General features: G+C 70.3%; 14 protein-coding genes. 8 read left to right on the top strand and 6 right to left on the bottom strand.

What is annotated here, in order from left to right:
* The 6 genes from ACFW47_RS32155 to ACFW47_RS32130 form a co-directional block, all read right to left on the bottom strand.
* Positions 1-167, bottom strand: a 167-nt coding sequence (locus ACFW47_RS32155; RefSeq protein WP_386307908.1) for an adenosylhomocysteinase, incomplete at its 3' end; no start/stop codon positions are given.
* A complete protein-coding gene (gene metF / locus ACFW47_RS32150; RefSeq protein WP_386307906.1) occupies positions 157-1,017 on the bottom strand; it encodes a methylenetetrahydrofolate reductase [NAD(P)H] in 861 nt (286 codons plus the stop codon). The genes metF and ACFW47_RS32155, both read right to left, overlap by 11 nt.
* Complete coding sequence (gene metH, locus ACFW47_RS32145) at positions 1,014-4,463, bottom strand: methionine synthase (RefSeq protein WP_386307905.1); 3,450 nt, start codon at positions 4,461-4,463, stop codon at positions 1,014-1,016. The genes metF and metH overlap by 4 nt, the downstream gene beginning before the upstream one ends.
* Positions 4,460-5,473: a carbohydrate kinase family protein gene (locus ACFW47_RS32140; RefSeq protein WP_386307904.1), complete on the bottom strand. Its 1,014-nt coding sequence runs from the start codon at positions 5,471-5,473 to the stop codon at positions 4,460-4,462. The genes metH and ACFW47_RS32140 overlap by 4 nt, the downstream gene beginning before the upstream one ends.
* Before the next feature lie 92 nt (positions 5,474-5,565).
* Positions 5,566-6,789 (bottom strand): methionine adenosyltransferase, encoded by a 1,224-nt coding sequence (metK, locus tag ACFW47_RS32135; RefSeq protein WP_386287949.1) that lies wholly within the window; start codon positions 6,787-6,789, stop codon positions 5,566-5,568.
* A gap of 153 nt (positions 6,790-6,942) precedes the next feature.
* Positions 6,943-8,004, bottom strand: a complete 1,062-nt coding sequence (locus ACFW47_RS32130; RefSeq protein ID WP_386287950.1) for a glucose-1-phosphate thymidylyltransferase — start codon at positions 8,002-8,004, stop codon at positions 6,943-6,945.
* 121 nt (positions 8,005-8,125) lie between these two features.
* On the opposite strand from ACFW47_RS32130, the gene ACFW47_RS32125 reads away from it, so the two are divergent.
* The 8 genes from ACFW47_RS32125 (at position 8,126) to rfbB (ending at position 18,632) form a co-directional block, all read left to right on the top strand.
* Positions 8,126-9,535, top strand: coding sequence for an NDP-hexose 2,3-dehydratase family protein (locus tag ACFW47_RS32125; protein WP_386307902.1), 1,410 nt, complete (start codon positions 8,126-8,128; stop codon positions 9,533-9,535).
* 423 nt (positions 9,536-9,958) lie between these two features.
* Positions 9,959-12,412, top strand: coding sequence for a glycoside hydrolase family 3 C-terminal domain-containing protein (locus tag ACFW47_RS32120; protein ID WP_386307901.1), 2,454 nt, complete (start codon positions 9,959-9,961; stop codon positions 12,410-12,412).
* 8 nt (positions 12,413-12,420) lie between these two features.
* A complete protein-coding gene (locus ACFW47_RS32115; RefSeq protein ID WP_386307899.1) occupies positions 12,421-13,443 on the top strand; it encodes an aldo/keto reductase in 1,023 nt (340 codons plus the stop codon).
* A gap of 94 nt (positions 13,444-13,537) precedes the next feature.
* The gene (locus tag ACFW47_RS32110; RefSeq protein ID WP_386287957.1) at positions 13,538-14,350 is read left to right on the top strand and encodes an SAM-dependent methyltransferase; all 813 of its coding nucleotides are present in this window, start codon (positions 13,538-13,540) and stop codon (positions 14,348-14,350) included.
* A 12-nt stretch (positions 14,351-14,362) separates the two neighbouring features.
* On the top strand, positions 14,363-15,598 hold the full coding sequence (locus ACFW47_RS32105; protein WP_386307898.1) for a class I SAM-dependent methyltransferase: 1,236 nt from the start codon (positions 14,363-14,365) through the stop codon (positions 15,596-15,598).
* 36 nt (positions 15,599-15,634) lie between these two features.
* Positions 15,635-16,855 carry a cytochrome P450 gene (locus tag ACFW47_RS32100; RefSeq protein WP_386287961.1) on the top strand — a complete coding sequence of 407 codons (1,221 nt, stop codon included), beginning with the start codon at positions 15,635-15,637 and terminating at the stop codon, positions 16,853-16,855.
* Positions 16,852-17,631 (top strand): thioesterase II family protein, encoded by a 780-nt coding sequence (locus ACFW47_RS32095; RefSeq protein WP_386307897.1) that lies wholly within the window; start codon positions 16,852-16,854, stop codon positions 17,629-17,631. The genes ACFW47_RS32100 and ACFW47_RS32095 overlap by 4 nt, the downstream gene beginning before the upstream one ends.
* A 14-nt stretch (positions 17,632-17,645) precedes the next feature.
* Positions 17,646-18,632 (top strand): dTDP-glucose 4,6-dehydratase, encoded by a 987-nt coding sequence (rfbB, locus tag ACFW47_RS32090; protein ID WP_386287965.1) that lies wholly within the window; start codon positions 17,646-17,648, stop codon positions 18,630-18,632.
* The last annotated feature ends 84 nt before the right edge of the window (positions 18,633-18,716 follow it).

Here is an 18,716-nt window from a genome sequence, read left to right as displayed (position 1 = left end):
TGCAGGGAGCCGGTGACGCGGGCGCCGGCGAGGGGCTGGGCCTCGGCGTATTCCTTGCGGATCGCCATCAGGCCGGGCATCTCGTGCTCGGCCAGAGTGATCTCCTTGCGGCCGAAGGCGGCCAGGGAGAGATCGGCGACCTTGAAGTCGATGAACTCAGACGACATGGAGGCTCCTTGTGCTGTTCAGGACGTTGCGGTGGATGTCCAGGGCCGCGGTGGACTTGTTGAGCGTGATGTAGTGCAAGCCGGGGGCACCCTCGGCGAGCAGCCGGTCCGCCATGGCGGTGGCGTGGTCGACCCCGATCCGGTACGCGTCTTCGGGGCGCTCACGGGCGGCTTCGAGCCGGTGGGCCAGGTCCTCCGGGAAGGCGGCGTCGGAGAGCTCGGCGAAGCGCCGGATCTGGCGGGCGTCAGTGGCCGGCATGATCTCAGGGACGACCGGTGTCGTGCAGCCGGCGGCCGCGAGCCGGTCACGCAACCGCAGATAGTGCTCCACGTCGAAGAACATCTGGGTGATGGCGTAGTCCGCGCCCGCGTGGCACTTGGCCACGAAGTGCCGGATGTCGCTGTCCCAGCCGGGGGAACGCGGATGCATCTCGGGGAAGGCCGCGACCCCGATGGTGAAGTTGCCCAGCGAACGCACCAGTTCGACGAGTTGGTACGCGTGGGTGAAGCCGTCCGGACGCGGGGTCCAGGGTCCCTTGGGGTCACCCGGCGGGTCGCCGCGCAGCACGAGTACGTCGTGCACTCCGGCGTCCGCGTACTGGCCGATGATGCGGCGCAGTTCGGCCACCGAGTGCCCGACGGCCGTCAGGTGCGCCACCGGGCGCAACGTCGTCTCGGCCACGATCCGTTTGGTGACCTCGATGGTGCGCTCCCGTGAGGAGCCTCCCGCGCCGTAGGTGACGGACACGAAGTCGGGCGTGAGCGGTTCGACGCGGCGGATGGCCTGCCACAGGGCCTGCTCGCCCTTGGCCGTCTTCGGGGGGAAGAACTCGAAGGAGAACGTCGTCATGCGCGGCCTCCCGCGTTGAAGTAGCTCGCCTCGGGGTGGTGGACGACGATCGCGTCCGTGGACTGCTCCGGGTGGAGCTGGTACTCCTCGGAGAGCCGCACGCCGATCCGCTCGGGTTCGAGCAGCTGCGCGATCTTGACGCGGTCCTCCAGGTCCGGGCAGGCCGGGTAGCCGAGCGAGTAGCGGCAGCCCTGGTACTCGGTGCGGAACATGCCTTCCATCACGGCGGGATCACTGCCCGCGATGCCGAGTTCGGAGCGGACGCGGGCGTGCCAGTACTCGGCGAACGCCTCGGCCAACTGCACGGACAGGCCGTGCAGTTCGAGGTAGTCGCGGTAGGAGTCTGCGGCGAACAGCTCGGCGGCCGCCTCACCGATCCGCGAACCCATCGTGACCACCTGGAGCCCGACCACGTCGGTCTCCCCCGATTCCTCCGGGCGGAAGAAGTCCGCCAGGCACAGGCGTCGGCCGCGGCGCTGGCGCGGGAAGGTGAACCGGGTCCGCTCGGTGCCCCGGTCATCCAGGATGATCAGGTCGTCGCCCTTGGACACGCACGGGAAGTAGCCGTGGACCACGGCCGCCTCCAGGAGGTTCTCCGTGCGCAGCCGGTCGAGCCACATGCGCAGCCGCGGCCGGCCCTCGCTCTCGATGGTGTCGCCCTTGAGCCCCCATTGGCCCTTGAACAGGGCGTTCTCGTCGAGCCAGGAGGCGTACTCCTTGAGCTGGACGCCCTTGACGACGCGGGCCCCCCAAAACGGTGCGGTAGGGACGGGGTTGTCGACGACGACGTCCGAGCGGCCGATGTCCTGCGGCTCTTCGACGACCACCTCACGCTTCGGGACGCGGCGTCGCCTGAGTTCGGGGAGGGTGGCGCCGGGGACGCCGCGCTTGACGGCGATGAGGGCGTCCATCAGACGCAGCCCCTCGAAGGCGTCGCGGGCGTAGCGGACCTCGCCGTCGTAGATCTCGTGGAGGTCCTGTTCGACGTAGGCGCGGGTGAGGGCGGCACCGCCGAGGATCACCGGGAAGTCGGCGGCCAGCTTGCGCCGGTTGAGCTCCTCCAGGTTCTCCTTCATGATCACGGTGGACTTGACCAGGAGGCCGGACATGCCGATCACGTCGGCCCGGTGCTCCGCGGCGGCGTCCAGGATGGCGGTGACGGGCTGCTTGATGCCGAGGTTGACGACGTTGTAGCCGTTGTTGGACAGGATGATGTCGACGAGGTTCTTGCCGATGTCGTGGACGTCGCCGCGGACGGTGGCCAGCACGATGGTGCCCTTGCCGTCGTCGTCCGTCTTCTCCATGTGCGGTTCGAGGTGGGCGACCGCGGTCTTCATGACCTCGGCGGACTGGAGGACGAACGGCAGCTGCATCCGGCCGGAGCCGAAGAGCTCGCCGACGATCTTCATGCCCTCCAGGAGGGTGTCATTGACGATGTCCAGGGCCGGGCGCATCTCCAGCGCCTCGTCCAGGTCGGCTTCGAGGCCGTTCTTCTCGCCGTCGATGATGCGCCGCTGGAGGCGCTCGTCCAGCGGCAGGGCGAGAAGCTCCTCGGCCTTGTCCGTCTTCATCGACTTCATGTCGACGCCCTCGAAGAGCTCCATGAGCCTCTGGAGGGGGTCGTAGCCCTCTTCGCGGCGGTCGTGGATCAGGTCGTGGGCGACCTTGACCTGCTCCTCCTCCAGCCGCGCGATCGGCAGGATCTTGGAGGCGTGCACGATCGCCGAGTCCAGGCCGGCCTTGACGCACTCGTCCAGGAACACGGAGTTGAGCACGACCCGGGCGGCCGGGTTCAGACCGAAGGAGATGTTGGACAGGCCCAGAGTGGTCTGCACCTGCGGGTGGCGGCGCTTGAGCTCCCTGATCGCCTCCAGGGTGGCGACGCCGTCACCCCGGGACTCCTCCTGGCCGGTGCAGATGGTGAACGTCAGACAGTCGATGAGGATGTCCGCCTCATGAATGCCCCAGGTGCCGGTCAGATCGGTGATCAGCCGCTCGGCGACGGCGACCTTGCGCTCGGCGGTGCGGGCCTGCCCCTCCTCGTCGATGGTCAGTGCGATCAGCGCGGCGCCGTGCTCCTTGGCCAGGGCGGTGACCTTCACGAAACGGGACTCGGGTCCGTCCCCGTCCTCGTAGTTGACCGAGTTGACGACCGAGCGCCCGCCCAGCTTCTCCAGGCCCGCCTGGAGGACCGGCAGTTCGGTGGAGTCGAGAACGACGGGCAGGGTGGAGGCGGTGGCGAAGCGGCCCGCCAGCTCCTCCATGTCCTTGACCCCGTCGCGGCCGACATAGTCGACGCACAGGTCGAGCATGTGGGCGCCCTCGCGGATCTGGTCGCGGGCCATCTCCACGCAGTCGTCCCAGCGGCCGTCCAGCATGGCCTCACGGAACTTCTTCGACCCGTTGGCGTTCGTCCGCTCGCCGATCGCCATATAGGAGGTGTCCTGGCGGAAGGGCACCGTCTGGTAGAGAGAGGCGGCGCCCGGCTCGGGGTGCGGCTCACGGCGCACCGTCGGCGTGCCGCGCACCCGCTCGACGACCTGACGCAGATGCTCGGGTGTCGTGCCGCAGCAGCCGCCCACCAGGGACAGACCGTACTCGCGGACGAAGGTCTCCTGGGCATCGGCCAGCTCCGCCTCGGTCAGCGGGTAGTGGGCGCCGTTCTTGCCCAGCACCGGCAGACCCGCGTTGGGCATGCAGGAGATCGGGACCCGCGAATGCCGGGCCAGATAGCGCAGATGCTCACTCATCTCCGCCGGACCCGTGGCGCAGTTCAGGCCGATCATGTCGATACCCAGCGGCTCCAGCGCGGTCAGCGCCGCACCGATCTCCGAACCCAGCAGCATCGTGCCGGTCGTCTCCACCGTCACCGAACAGATCACCGGAAGGCTCGTGCCGGTGGCCTCCAAAGCCCGGCGGGCGCCCAGGATCGCCGCCTTGGTCTGCAACAGATCCTGGGTGGTCTCCACCAGAAGGGCGTCCGCACCGCCCGCGATCATGCCCTCGGCGTTGATCTGATAGGCGTCGCGCAATGCCTCATAGGGGGCGTGGCCCAGGGTGGGCAGCTTGGTGCCGGGCCCCATCGAACCAAGCACCCACCGCTGCTGACCCGTCGAGGCGGTGAACTCGTCGGCGACCTCTCGGGCGATGCGGGCCCCGGCCTCGGAGAGCTCGAAGTTCCGCTCGGGGATGTCGTACTCGCTCAAAGCGGCGAGGTTCGCCCCGAACGTGTTCGTCTCGACGCAGTCGACGCCGACCGCGAAGTACTCCTCGTGGACCGAACGCACGATGTCCGGGCGCGTCACGTTCAGGACTTCGTTGCAGCCTTCCAGCTGCTCGAAGTCATCCAGACTCGGATCGTGCGCCTGAAGCATCGTGCCCATCGCACCGTCCGCCACCACCACACGGGTGGCGAGGGCCTCTCTGAGGGTTTCCGAAGCGGTCACGAGCTGTCGCCGCCCTCGCGGGTGACGGCCACCAGGTGGGGCGCGATCTCCTCGGCGGCGTCCGTGCCGTACGCGGCCGTGAGGTTGGCGAGGAGGCGGTCGGCCGCGGCGTCGTACGACTGGGAGCCGACGGTGCGGATCACCTCGGCCGCGACCGAGCAGCCGAGCCGTATCGAGGCCGTCAGGGTCAGGCCCCGGGCGGTGGCGGCGAGAAAGCCGGCTCGGAACGCGTCGCCGACGCCGGTCGGGTCGACCACCGGGACGTCGGGCACGGCGGGGACGCGCAGAGAGGTGCCGTCGGCGTGTTCGGCGCGGGCGCCCTGAGAGCCGAGCGTGGTGATCCAGGTGCCGACCCGGTCGAGCACGTCGTCGCGGGTCCAGCCGGTGCGTTCGAGCAGCAGGGCTGCCTCGTACTCGTTGGTGAAGAGCCAGCGCGCGCCGTTCACCAGGTCCCGCACCTGCGGGCCGTCGAGGCGGGCGAGCTGTTGCGAGGGGTCCGCGGCGAACGGGAGGCCGAGCTCCCGGCACTGCCGGGTGTGGCGGAGCATCGCCTCGGGGTCGTTGGGCGCGATCAGGACCAGGTCCGGCCGGGCATCGGGGGCAGCGTCCCCGATCAGGGTGGTCAGGTCGATGTCGCACGCCTCGACCATGGCGCCCGCGTAGAACGCGGCGATCTGGTTGGCGTCCTGGTCGGTGGTGCACATGAACCGGGCGGTCTGCCGTTCGTCGGAGACCAGAACGCCACTGGTGTCGACGCCCCGCTCCTTGAGCGCCACCTCGTACGGCCCGAAGTCGGTGCCGACCGCGCCGATCAGGAGCGGTGCGAGACCGAGACCGCCGAGCCCGAAGGCGATGTTGGCGGCGACGCCACCGCGTCGCACCTCGAGGTCGTCGACGAGGAACGACAGGGAGATATGGTGCAGTTGACTGGGGACCAACTGGTCCGTGAATCTGCCGGGGAACATCGTCAGATGGTCCGTGGCGATCGAGCCGGACACGGCGATACGCACGTGAGCACTCCCGTTGGGTGCGTGGGCCGGGGCTAGGGCCCTTCGGTCGGTCGGCCGGTCTGGGGCCGGCCGTCGGTGGGTGGAAGGGCCGGTCAGAGTCCGGCCGCGGCCTTGAGTCGCTCGGCGCGGTCGGTCTTCTCCCAGGTGAAGTCGGTCAGTTCGCGGCCGAAGTGGCCGTAGGCGGCCGTCTGGGAGTAGATCGGGCGGAGCAGGTCGAGGTCGCGGATGATGGCGCCCGGGCGCAGGTCGAAGACCTCGGATATGGCCCGCTCGATGTCGGCCTGCGGGACGGAGGCGGTGCCGAAGGTCTCGACGAACAGGCCCACCGGTTCGGCCTTGCCGATGGCGTAGGCGACCTGGACCTCGCAGCGGTCCGCGAGCCCGGCCGCGACGACGTTCTTGGCGACCCAGCGCATCGCGTAGGCGGCGCTGCGGTCCACCTTGGACGGGTCCTTGCCGGAGAAGGCGCCGCCGCCGTGGCGGGCCATGCCGCCGTACGTGTCGATGATGATCTTGCGGCCGGTCAGGCCGGCGTCGCCCATCGGGCCGCCGATCTCGAACCGCCCGGTGGGGTTGACCAGGAGCCGGTAGCCCTCGGTCTCCAGCTTGATGCCGTCCTTGGCGAGGCCGTCGAGGACGTGCTCCACGACGTGCTCCTGGATGTCGGGCGTGAGCAGCGAGCCCACGTCAATGTCGCTCGCGTGCTGTGAGGAGACCACGACCGTGTCGAGCCGGACCGGGCGGCTGCCCTGGTACTCGACGGTGGCCTGGGTCTTGCCGTCCGGGCGCAGGTAGGGGACGGTGCCGTTCTTGCGGACCTCGGTCAGGCGCCGCGAGAGGCGGTGGGCCAGCTCGATCGGCAGCGGCATCAGGTTCGGGGTCTCCTTGCTGGCATAGCCGAACATCAGGCCCTGGTCCCCCGCGCCCTGCTGGTCGAGCTCGTCGCCCTTGCCTCCGGCGGAGGCACCCACCACCCGGTTCTCGTACGCCGTGTCGACGCCCTGCGCGATGTCCGGGGACTGTGCACCGATGGAGACCGACACGCCGCAGGAAGCGCCGTCGAAGCCCTTGCTCGAGGAGTCGTAGCCGATCTCAAGGATCTTGTCGCGCACGAGCTGCGCGATCGGCGCATAGGCCTTGGTCGTGACCTCGCCGGCCACGTGCACCTGGCCGGTGGTGATCAGCGTCTCGACGGCGACGCGGGACGCGGGATCCTCGCGCAGCAGCGCGTCGAGGATGGTGTCACTGATCTGGTCGGCGATCTTGTCGGGGTGGCCCTCGGTCACGGACTCCGAGGTGAACAGGCGACGGGACATGGTTCTCCAGGTTTCTTGTAGGAGGGATGCTGGACGCCGGGAGAACGGCACAGTGGCGCCACTCTCCCCGGGGTGACTCGCCTGCCACTCGCGCCTCGTCGGAGCGCCCGTACGCGGGCGGTTACGCGTGGCCGGGCTCGTGCACACGCGGCTTCACGCCGCCATCTCCGCGTTGGCGTGGTCTCCGACGAGCAGTTGGTGTCCGGCGCCGGAACGGCCGATCCGGGCCCAGCGGCCGATGATCGACTGGTCGAGGGCCGGGACTCCGTCGACGGCGGCGCCCTCCAGGAGGATCGAGTCGGCGACGGAGGAGAGCCGCAGAACGCAGTCGCGGCCGACGGAGACGTAGGGCCCGACGGTGCATTCGGTCACGGTGCTCCCGGCGGCGATCACCAGCGGGCCCACCAGGTGGCTGCCGCGCACCCGGGCTCCCGGTTCGATCACGACCGGGCCGCTCAGGGTGCTGACCGCGTCGATGTCCCCGTGCACGACGGACCCGGTCAGCCGTCCGAGCAGTTCCCGGTTGCAGTCGAGCAGGTCCTCCGCCTTCCCGGTGTCCTTCCAGTAGCCGTCGTAGCATTCGGCGCGCACCAGCGCGCCGCCGTCGGCGAGCCGCTGGATGGCGTCGGTGATCTCCAGTTCGCCACGGCCGCTGGGGCACAGCCCGGTGACCGCCCGGTGGATCCGGGAGGTGAAGAAGTAGACGCCGAGCACGGCGAGGTCACTGGCGGGCTCGGCCGGCTTCTCGACCAGGCGGTGCACCCGGCCGTCGGCGCCGACCTCGGCCACCCCGTAGGCACGCGGATCGGCCACCGGCTGCACGAGGAGCAACGCGTCGGCGCGGTCGGCGGCGAAGACCTTCGCCGCATGTGCTATACCGTCCGCGAACACGTTGTCGGCCAGGTACATGACGAAGTCGTCGTCACCGAGGAAGTCGGCGGCGAGCTGCACGCAGTGGGCGAGCCCCCTCGGCTGGTCCTGGTGCAGATAGGTGAGGTCGAGGCCGAACGCGGACCCGTCGCCGATCACCCCGGAGATCTCCGCGGCGTGCGTGCCGACGATGACGGCCGCCTCGGTGACGCCCGCGTCACGGATGTTCTCCAGACAGTGCGCGAGCACGGGCTTGTTGGCCACGGGCAGCAGTTGTTTGGCGGTCGAGTGGGTGAAGGGGCGTAGCCGGGACCCCGTCCCCCCTGACAGTATGAGCGCCTTCATATTCCGTGAGTGTGCCGGTGGCTCCTCAAGGAAAGCTTGACGCAGTCCGGGGGCGCCGGGCTCGACGGACTTCCGGGCCGTCGTCGACCGGGCCTCGAGCGCGGGCATGGAGCATGCCCGAATGGCCTCATCGAAGACCGCACCGCCTCCCACCGAGCCGGGGGACGCCTCCTTCGACCGGTGGCTGGACGAGCAGCGCCGCGGGCATCACCATGCCGTACGGCGCGCGCCTCTCGACTCCCTGCCCAGCTGGCGCTTCTGCCGGGACACCGGCGACCTGGTGCACGCATCCGGCCGCTTCTTCTCCGTCTCCGGGCTGCGCGCCACCACCGACTTCGACGCCGCGGGGCAGCGGCCGTTCACCTGGACCCAGCCCGTCATCGTGCAGCGCGAGGTCGGGCTGCTCGGCATGCTGCTCAAGGAAGTCCACGGCGAGGTGCACTGCCTGCTGCAGGCCAAGATGGAGCCGGGCAACCTCAACGGGCTGCAGTTGTCGCCGACCGTGCAGGCCACCCGCAGCAACTTCACGGGCGTGCACCGGGGCCGTCCCGTGCCGTACACGGAGTACTTCACCGGGGACCGGCGCGGCGGGCGGGTGCTCGCCGACTCGCTCCAGTCCGAACAGGGCTGGTGGTTCCTGCACAAGCGGAACCGCAACGTGGTCGTCATGACGGACGACGACGTGCCCGCTCTCGACGGGTTCCGCTGGTTGTCGCTGCGACAGGTCGGCACACTGCTGCTCCGCGACCACCTGGTGAACATGGACAGCCGCACGGTCCTGTCGACGCTGCCGCGGGAGCGGATCGCGCGTCGCGGCGCACCGCAGGCTCCCGGGGGCGAGGACGGCGCGCTCCACTCGTTCGCCGAGGTGCTCTCGGTCCTGGCCGATGCCCGGTTCCGGTATGAACTGACGCAGGAGCAGGTTCCGTTGAGGAAGGTCCTGGAGGACGCCACGAGTGCGTGGAGACGGACCCGGGACGGCGTCATCAGACGGCCCGACGGCCGGCATTTCACAGTGCTCGGTGTGAGCGTTCAGGCGCAGGCGCGCGAGGTGGCCCGCTGGTCCCAGCCGTTGCTCGCCCCGGTGGCGGGGCTCGCCGGGCTGCTCGTGCGGCGCATCGCTGGGCTGCCGCACGTGCTGCTGCGGGCCCGGGTGGAGGCGGGCAGCCTGAACGTGGCCGAGTTCGGGCCCACGGTGCAGTGCTCGACGCGCCATCTGCACGGGCGGGGTGCGCGTCGCCCCCAGTTCCTGGACACGCTGCTCGCCCCGGGCACCGGCCGGGTGCTGTTCGACACCGAGCAGTCCGAGGAGGGCGGGCGCTTCCACCACGCGGTGACCCGCAACCTGATCGTCGAGCTGGCCGGGGACGACGAGGCGGCCGGGACGGGCACGCGTGATCTGCCACCGGACTTCTCCTGGGTGTCGGTGCCGCAGGCGCAGGCCCTGCTGAGGCACGGCAACCACCTGAACGTACAGGCACGTTGCCTGATGGCGGCCCTGACGCTGGCGACGCGATGGCTTGAGTCCTGACCCGTGGGTCAGCCGGGCCCAGGCCGCCGCCGTCCAGGCCGGCCGAGCGGTCCGTGAGGAGCTCACTCACGCACGTGTGCTGGCCGGCACAGCAGGCGGGCACGCGTGTCCGATGACGGACGGAATCGGCGGACCCGTGTGCCGAATCGCACCGGTGCGTGAGGCACGGCCGGGGGTTCCTTTCGGGAAGCGTCCTTCGGCACGCGTCCTTCACGTCATGTCACTGCGGTCCCCCCCTCACGCGTCAACAGGAGAGCCGACAACGCCCGGAATACCCGGACCTCACCGCCGCGAAATAGTAACTCGCCAGTGCGCGACTTGAGTTGGAGACGAGGCGCCTTGTGGGGCGCACGGCGACATCACTAACGTCGCCGCCGTCGCAACTTTATGGATACGGAGACACCGCATGCCTGGGAGAGGGAAATGAAGAGACGAATATGGGTGCCCTCCGTATTCCTGACGGTTCTGGCGCTGCTGAGCCTGGGAGCCGCACCGGCGACTCCCGGACGTACGGAAGGCCGTACCGACCGACTCGTCGCGCAGATGACGCTGGACGAGAAACTCTCGTTCGTGCACTGGGACTACTCCACCACCGACCCTACGGCCCTGGTCTATCTGCCGGGCGTGCCCCGGCTGGGCATTCCGCAGGTGCGTGCCACCGACGGGCCCGCGGGGGCGACGATCCACCGGCCGTCGATCGCGATGCCCGCCCCCGTCAGCCTCGCCTCGTCCTTCGACGACGGGCTCGCCAAGCAGTACGGACAGGTCCTGGGCCGAGAGGGCCGGGCCTTCGGCGTGGACGTGATATACGCCCCGATGGTGAACAGCATCCGGGTGCCGCAGGCGGGACGGAACTTCGAGACGTTCAGCGAGGACCCGCTCCTCACCGCACGCACGGCGGCCGCCGAGGTCAGGGGCATCCAGAGTCAGGGCCTGATGGCGACGGTCAAGCACTACGCGGCCAACACCCAGGAGAACAACCGCATGGGTGTCGACGTCAAGGTGGACGAACGCACCCTCCAGGAGACGGAGATCCCCGGCTTCGAGGCCGCGGTCAAGGCCGGCGCCGCCTCGGTGATGTGCGCCTACCCCAAGGTCAACGGCGAAGCGGCCTGCGGCAACGGGCACTTGCTCAACGACATCCTCCGCGAGCAGCTGGACTTCAAGGGCTGGGTCACCTCCGACTGGATGGCCACGCAGAGCACGGACGCCATCACCAAGGGGCTCGACCAGGAGCTGGGCATCGACTCGACCGTCGCCATCCCGCCCGGCGGCGAGGTCCCCGGCGGCAAGTACTTCGGTGACACGCTCAAGAAGGCCGTCCAGGACGGCACCGTTCCCATGGCGGTCCTCGACCGCGCGGTGAGCCGCATCGTCGGACAGATGGAGCGCTTCGGCCTCCTCGACGAGAACCCGGCGCCGCGGCCCGAGCGCGATGTCGCGGGCGGCACCAAGGTGGCCGAGGAGATCGCCGAGGCCGGCGCGGTGCTGCTGCGCAACGAGGACCGGATACTGCCGCTCGACCCGGCCACGACGGACGACGTCGCGGTGATCGGCCCGTCGGCCAAGGACCCCAAGGTGACGGGGCTCGGCAGCTCCTACATCGTCCCCGACATGGCCACCCCGCCGCTGGAGACCATCACCGAGAAGCTCGGCTCCGACGCGCAGGTCTCCTACGCCGAGGGCGAGACCCTTCAGGGCGAGCCGATCCCGGCCTCCGCCCTGGAGCCCGACTTCACCTCGGGCAAGGTTCTGGATCCCGCCGAGAGCGGCGTCATCTACGACGGCAGGCTGACGGTGGCCAAGGACGGGCTCTACCGCATCGCGGCCCGCGTCACCGGCGGCAACGGCGCCATCCAGATCGACGACGGCGCACCGATCAGCGTCGGCGAGGTGTTCGGCAAGCTCACCAGCGTCCCGTTGCAGCTGACCGCCGGCACGCACACCATCAAGATCAGCGGCGGCGCGGTCGTCGGCAAGCCGATGACCCTCGACCTGCGCTGGGTGACCCCGGCCAAGGCCCAGGACGCGATCGACCAGGCCGTCGCCACCGCGCGCAAGGCCTCCACCGCGGTGGTCTTCGCCTACGACGACGGCGCCGAGGGCAGCGACCGCATCTCCCTTTCCCTGCCCGGCCGTCAGGACGAGCTGATCGAGGCCGTCACGGCCGTCAACCCCCGCACGATCGTCGTGCTGAACACCGGGTCGTCCATCACCATGCCCTGGCTCGACAAGACCCGGGCGGTCCTCGACATGTGGTACCCCGGGCAGGCCGGGGCGGAGGCCACCGCCGACCTGCTGTTCGGGGACGCCGAACCGGGCGGCCGGCTCAGCCAGACCTTCCCCACCTCCGAGGAGGCGACCCCGGTCGGCGGTGACCCCGAGCGCTACCCCGGCGTCGACGGCGTCGTGCGGCAGTCCGAAGGCATCTACACCGGGTACCGGTGGTACGACCACGAGGGCGTCGAGCCGCTCTTCCCGTTCGGCCACGGTCTGTCCTACACGTCGTTCGCCTACGAGAATCAGGCGGTGAAGCGCACGGCCGACGGCCTCGACGTCGAGGTGACGGTGCGCAACACCGGCAAGAGGACGGGCAGCGACGTGGTCCAGGTCTACCTCGGCCCGAGCCCGAAGCTCTCCCTCGACCAGGCGGACAAGGCGTTGGCCGGTTACCAGAAGGTGGAGCTCAAGGCCGGGGAGTCCCGCCGCGTGCGCGTCCACGTCGCCGAACGCGCCCTCCAGTACTGGGACACGTCGGCCGACGGCTGGAAGCTGGCCGGTGGCGAACGCCGCGTCCTCATCGGTTCCTCCTCGGCCGACCTCCCGCTCAGCGCGAGCGTCCGGACCGACCGGCCCGCCGAGGGACAGCGGCAGTGACACACGCCGTGACTGAGAACGGAGCACCGCGGCAGCCGGAGCCGGAGTCGTACGTACGGCTCGGCCGTCTCGCCACCCGGGTGAGTCGGCTGTGGCTCGGCACCGTCAACTTCAGCGGCCGCGTGGCGGACGACGACGCCCTGAGGTTGATGGACGAGGCGCTCGACCGCGGCATCAACTGCGTGGACACCGCCGACATCTACGGCTGGCGGGTGCACAAGGGGCACACCGAGGAACTGGTCGGACGCTGGCTCGCCCAGAAGGGCGGCCGCAGGGACGACGTCGTTCTCGCCACCAAGGTCGGCGGCGAGATGAGCGAGCAGGTCAACGACGGCGGTCTGTCCGCCCGTCACATCGTCACCGCCTGCGAACAGTCCCTGCGGCGCCTGGGTGTGGAGCGCATCGACCTTTACCAGATGCACCGCATCGACCGCGCCGCGCCGTGGGATGAGGTGTGGCAGGCCATGGACCACCTGGTGACCAGCGGAAAAGTCTGCTACGTCGGCTCCTCCAACTTCGCCGGGTGGCACATCAGCGAGGCGCAGGCGAGCGCCCGCCGCCGCAACACGCTGGGCCTCGCCTCCGAACAGTGCCTGTACAACCTGGCGGCCCGCCACGCCGAACTGGAGGTCCTGCCGGCCGCGCACCACCACGGCCTGGCGACCCTCGCCTGGTCACCACTGCACGGCGGCCTCCTCAGCGGCGTACTGGACAAGCTGAACTCCGGCACCGCCGTCAAGTCCGCGCAGGGACGGGCCCAGACGCTCCTGCCCGCACTGCGCCCCGCCGTCGAGGCGTACGAGGAGTTCTGCCGCCGTATCGGCCACCACCCCGCGGAGGTCGGCCTCTCCTGGGTGCTGTCCCGGCCGGGCATCACCGGCGCCGTCATCGGACCACGCACCGTCGAGCACATCGACTCGGCGCTGCGCGCCACCCGTCTGCGTCTCGACGACGAGCAACTCGCCGGGCTCGACCGGATCTTCCCGCCGGTCGGCCGGGGCGGCCCGGGGCCGGAGGCCTGGGCCGGCTGAGGGCACCGCCCGACTCCCACCACCGCGACACCACGCCGCCACGACACGGCCACGACTCGACCATGGCACGACCAACACAGGAAGGACGGATCGTATGACTTCCGGAGCGCAGGCGAACGAGGAGACGGTCGCGGACAAGGTCGTCGACTTCTACGACAACTTCACCGAGACGTTCAGGGACATCTGGGGCGACAACCTCCATGTCGGCTACTGGCTCGACGACGCCGATGACGCCCCCATCGAGAGGGCCACCGACCAGCTCACCGACCAGCTGATCGCGCGCCTCGCCCCGCGGCCGGGCCAGCGCATCCTGGACGTGGGCTGCGGCGTCGGACAGCCGGCCTTCCAGCTCGCCGGCGCGGCCGACGTCGAGGTCGTCGGCGTTTCCATCAGCTCCTACCAGGTCGGCCGCGCCGGCGAGCGGGCGCGCGAGCGGGGCCTCGCCGACCGGGTGACCTTCCAGCACGCCGACGCGGCCGAACTCCCCTTCCCCGACGCGTCGTTCGACGGCGCCTGGGCCTTCGAATCGCTGATCCACATGCCGGACAAGGTGAAGGTCCTGCGCGAGATCAAGCGCGTGCTGCGCCCGGGATCGACGCTCGTCCTCGCCGACATGTTCAGCCAGCCCGACACGGAGCTGACGTTCCAGGACATCATCACGAGCCCGGAGATGGACGCCTACCGGACCGTCATCGAACAGGCCGGATTCGTCGTCAAGGAGTTCACCGACGTCACGGCCAACACCCTGGCGCCCCAGGCGGTCCGGGAGGACATCGCCGCCGCCCTGCTCGCGCGCAAGGACGACGTCATCCGGATGACCGGCCCCGAGGAGTTCGAGCGGATGGTGGACGGCGTGCGGGTCCCGAAGTCCTACGGCTACCTCCTCGCCACGGTCACCACGGACTGAAACGGGCTGACGATGATCATCACTGAGTGCCGTGTCTGCGGCAATCACGAACTGCTTCCGGTGCTCGACCTGGGGGACCAGGCTCTGACCTGCGTCTTCCCCAAGAGCCTCGACGAGAAGGTGCCGTCGGTACCGCTGGAGCTGGTGAAGTGCTCGCCCGGCGGCTGCGGGCTCCTGCAACTGCGGCACACCCCGGACCTCGGCCTGATGTACGGCGAGGGCTACGGCTACCGCCCGGGCATCCGGCCCTTCATGGTGGACCACCTGCGCGGCAAGGCCGTCGCGGCCGCCGAACTGACCGGCCTCGAGTCGGGCGACATCGTCGTCGACATCGGCAGCAACGACGGCACGCTCCTGCACCAGTACCCCGTCGAGGGGCTGCGCCTGGTGGGCATCGACCCCTCGGGCGAGAAGTTCCGCGAGCACTACCCGCCGGCCGAACTGGTCGCCGAGTACTTCACCCGCGAGGTGTTCACCGAGCGGTACGGCAGGCAGCGCGCCAAGGTCGTCACGACGACCGGCATGTTCTACGACATCCCGGACCCGCTGCGGTTCATGCAGGACATCCACGCGATTCTCGACGACGACGGCGTGTGGATGACCGAGCAGAGCTACATGCCGGCCATGCTCGACGCCAACGCCTACGACGTCGTGTGCCACGAGCACCTGGAGTACTACGGCTTCCAGCAGATCGAGTGGATGGCCCGGAAGGTGGGCTTCACCATCCTGAAGGCCGAGGTCACCGACGTCTACGGCGGCAGCCTCTACGTCACTCTCGCCAAGAACCCCGGCCGCCACCCGCGCGACGAGGGCTCCCTGGACGCGCTGCGCGCACGCGAGGCCGCCGCGGGCCTCGACACCATGGCCCCCTACGAGGCTTTCGCCCGCAGGGTGCACCAGCAGCGCGCCGATCTGCGGGGGTTCCTCGACGACTCCCGCGCGGCCGGTCTGGTCACCTTCGGGTATGGCGCGTCGACCAAGGGCAACGTGACCCTGCAGTACTGCGGCATCGGCCCCCAGGACCTGCCCTGCATCGGCGAGGTCAGCGAGGAGAAGGCCGGCCGCTTCACCCCCGGCAGCAAGATCCCCATCGTCTCCGAGGAGGAGGCCAGGTCCCGGCGCCCCGACCAGCTCCTCGTGCTGCCCTGGATCCACCGTGCCGGCTTCGTCGAGCGCGAGCAGGCGTACCTGAAGAGCGGCGGCGCGCTCGTCTTCCCCATGCCGACGCTCACCACCGTGACCGCCTGACCGGGCGCCGGACACACCTCCTAGGAAAGGGCCCCCGTGTCGACCGACACCTCGACCGCCGTCCCCAGTCTGGACAGCGACCTCTTCCATATCGACCAGTACGAGACCTACGCCGCGCTGCGCGAGCAGGGACCGGTGAGCAAGGTCAGCTTCGTCGGCCGGGAAGCATACCTGATCACCCGTCACGCCGAGGCCAAGGCCGCCCTGGGCGACCTGCGGCTGAGCAACGACCAGAAGAAGCAGCCGCCCGAGGCGGAACTGCCGACCTACCACGGCATACCCGAGGACGTCCGGCCCTACTTCGCCAACAACATGGGCAGCAACGACCCGCCGGCCCACACCCGCCTGCGGGGGCTCGTCGCCCGGGAGTTCACCGCACGCCGCGTGGAGTCGATGCGCACCCGGATCGAGGAGCTCGCCGAGCAGCTGCTCGACGGCCTCGCCGGCCAGGACGAGGCCGACCTCGTCGAGCGCTTCGCCTACCCGCTGCCGATCACCGTGATCAGTGAGCTGCTGGGCGTCGAGGAGCGCTACCAGGGCGACTTCGGCCGCTGGAGCAACGACTTCCTGGTCATCGACGCCGACCGCGTCGAGCAGCGCGAGCAGGCGGCCCGCGCCCTGGTCGGCTTCATCCTCGACCTGATCGACCGCCGGCGTGCCGACCCCGGCCCCGACCTCCTCTCGGCGCTGATCGACGTCCACGAGGAGGATCAGGACAGGCTGAGCAACGACGAACTCGCCTCCGTGGTCCTGATCCTGCTCATCGCGGGCTTCGAGACCTCGGTCAGCCTCATCGCCATGGCCACCTACCTGCTCCTCACCCACCCCGGGGAGCTCGCCAAGGTCCGCCGGGACCCGGCCGTCCTGCCGAACGCCGTGGACGAGGCCCTGCGCTTCCTGGGCCCCGCAGAGATCACCACGCGCGGGTCGCTGGAGGACGTCGAGATCGGCGGCGTCCACATCCCGGCGCACAGCACCGTACTCATCGCGGGCGCCGCCGCCAACCGCGATCCCCGCAGGTTCCCCGACCCCGAGCGGTTCGACGTCTCACGCGACACCACCGGGCACCTGTCCTTCGGCCACGGCATCCACTTCTGCGTGGGCGGCCCGTTGGCCCGCCTGGAGGGCGAGATCGCGCTGCGGGCCCTGCTGCGGCGCTTCCCCGACCTCGCCCTGGCCATCGAGCCGGAGCAGGTGAGCTGGCGCCGGTCCTTCCTGCGCGGCATCGACAGCCTCCCCGTGAGGCTGGTCGGGTGACCGCCCGAGGCCTCCTGGCGGAGAGTTGGCTGCGGCGGTTCGGACCGGCGTCCGAGGGGGCGCTGCGGCTCGTCTGCTTCCCGCACGCCGGCGGCGGCGCGAGCAGCTTCCACCCGTTCGCCCGTGCCCTGGGCCCGCAGGTGGAGGTACTGGCGGTGCAGTACCCGGGGCGGCAGGACCGGCGGCACGAACCGCTGCTGCGGCGGCTGAGCGAGCTGGCCGACCGTGCCACCGAGGCACTGCTCGCCTCACCCGGCGGGACGCCCTGCGCCCTGTTCGGCCACAGCCTCGGGGCGCTCGTCGCCTACGAGACGGCCCGGCGTCTGGACCGTGCCGGTGCCACCCCGCACCGACTCTTCGTGTCCGCCCGCCGCGCGCCCACGACCGGGCGGGGGCCGACCGACCAACTGGCCGACGACGCGGCGCTGCTGGCCGAGGTCCGCAGGCTCGGCGGCGGCAACGCGCTCGACGACCCCGAGGTGCAGGCCCTGGCACTGCCCGCGCTGCGCGCCGACTACCAGGCCCTGCGGTCCTACACCTGGCGGGACGGCCCCGGCCTGCGCTGCCCGGTCACGGCGATGGCCGGCACCGAGGACCCCCTGTGCGCGCCCGGGCAGGTGACCGACTGGCTGCGCCTCTCGGTCGTCCCCGGTCGCTCGCGCGTCTTCCCGGGGGGCCACTTCTACCTGCAGGACCGCGTCACCGAGGTGGCCCGGGCCGTCATGACGGACCTGGGACGACGTACGTCGCACGCCGCCCACGCGACCGCCAGCTGAGAAAGGGAAGCCCCGTGCGATTGCTCGTCACCGGCGCCGCCGGATTCATCGGATCCACCTATGTGCGCCACGCGCTCGCCGGAGCGTACGGCGACCCCGGCGACGTGCGGATCACGGCCCTGGACAAACTCACCTACGCGGGCAACCCGGCCAACCTCGCCGACGTCGTGGGCCACCCGGGCCTGGCCTTCGTCAGGGGTGACATCTGCGACGCGTCGCTCCTCGCCGACCTCCTGCCGGGACACGACGCGGTGGTCAACTTCGCCGCGGAGAGCCATGTGGACCGGTCGATCGCCGGTGCGGAGGACTTCGTCCGCACCAACGTCCTGGGCACGCAGGCCCTGTTGTCGGCGGCACGAGCGGCCCGGGTGCCCCGGTTCGTCCACATCTCCACCGACGAGGTGTACGGCTCGATCGAAACGGGCTCCTGGACCGAGGACTGCCCCCTGATGGCGAACTCGCCCTACGCCGCGTCGAAGGCCGGCGCCGACATCCTGGCGCGCTCCTACGCCCGTACGTACGGGATGGACGTGAGCGTGACCCGTTGCAGCAACAACTACGGGCCTCACCAGTACCCCGAGAAGCTCATCCCGCTCTTCGTGACCAACCTGCTGGAGGGCAGGGACGTCCCGCTGTACGGCGACGGCCTGTGCGTTCGCGACTGGCTGCACGTCGACGACCACTGCCGGGGCGTGCAGCTGGTCCTGGAGAAGGGCAAGCCCGGCGAGGCCTACAACATCGGCGGCGGCGAGGAGCTGACCAACGCCGCCCTCACCCACCATCTGCTGCGGGCCTGCGGGGCAGGGCCCGAACGGATCACCTACGTGCCCGACCGGCCGGGCCACGACCGCCGCTACTCCGTCGACGACCGCAAGATCCGGGAGCTCGGATACGCCCCGCGCGTCCCCTTCCCGGGCGGCCTGGCCCGGACGGTCGACTGGTACCGCGACAACCCGCAGTGGTGGAAGCCGCTGCGCCAGGAGCTGTCGGCAGCGGCCTGAGGGAACCTGGGAAGACGACGAAGCCGAAACGGCCCGGGCAGAAACTGCCCGGGCCGTTTCGCGTGGTTGCGAGGGCCGCGACGG

Origin of the sequence: Streptomyces sp. NPDC058796 (assembly GCF_042745235.1) — a bacterium.
Taxonomy (GTDB): Bacteria; Actinomycetota; Actinomycetes; order Streptomycetales; family Streptomycetaceae; genus Streptomyces.
The sequence above is the reverse complement of the archived record's forward strand: the minus strand, read 5'-3'. Positions and strand labels throughout refer to the sequence as shown.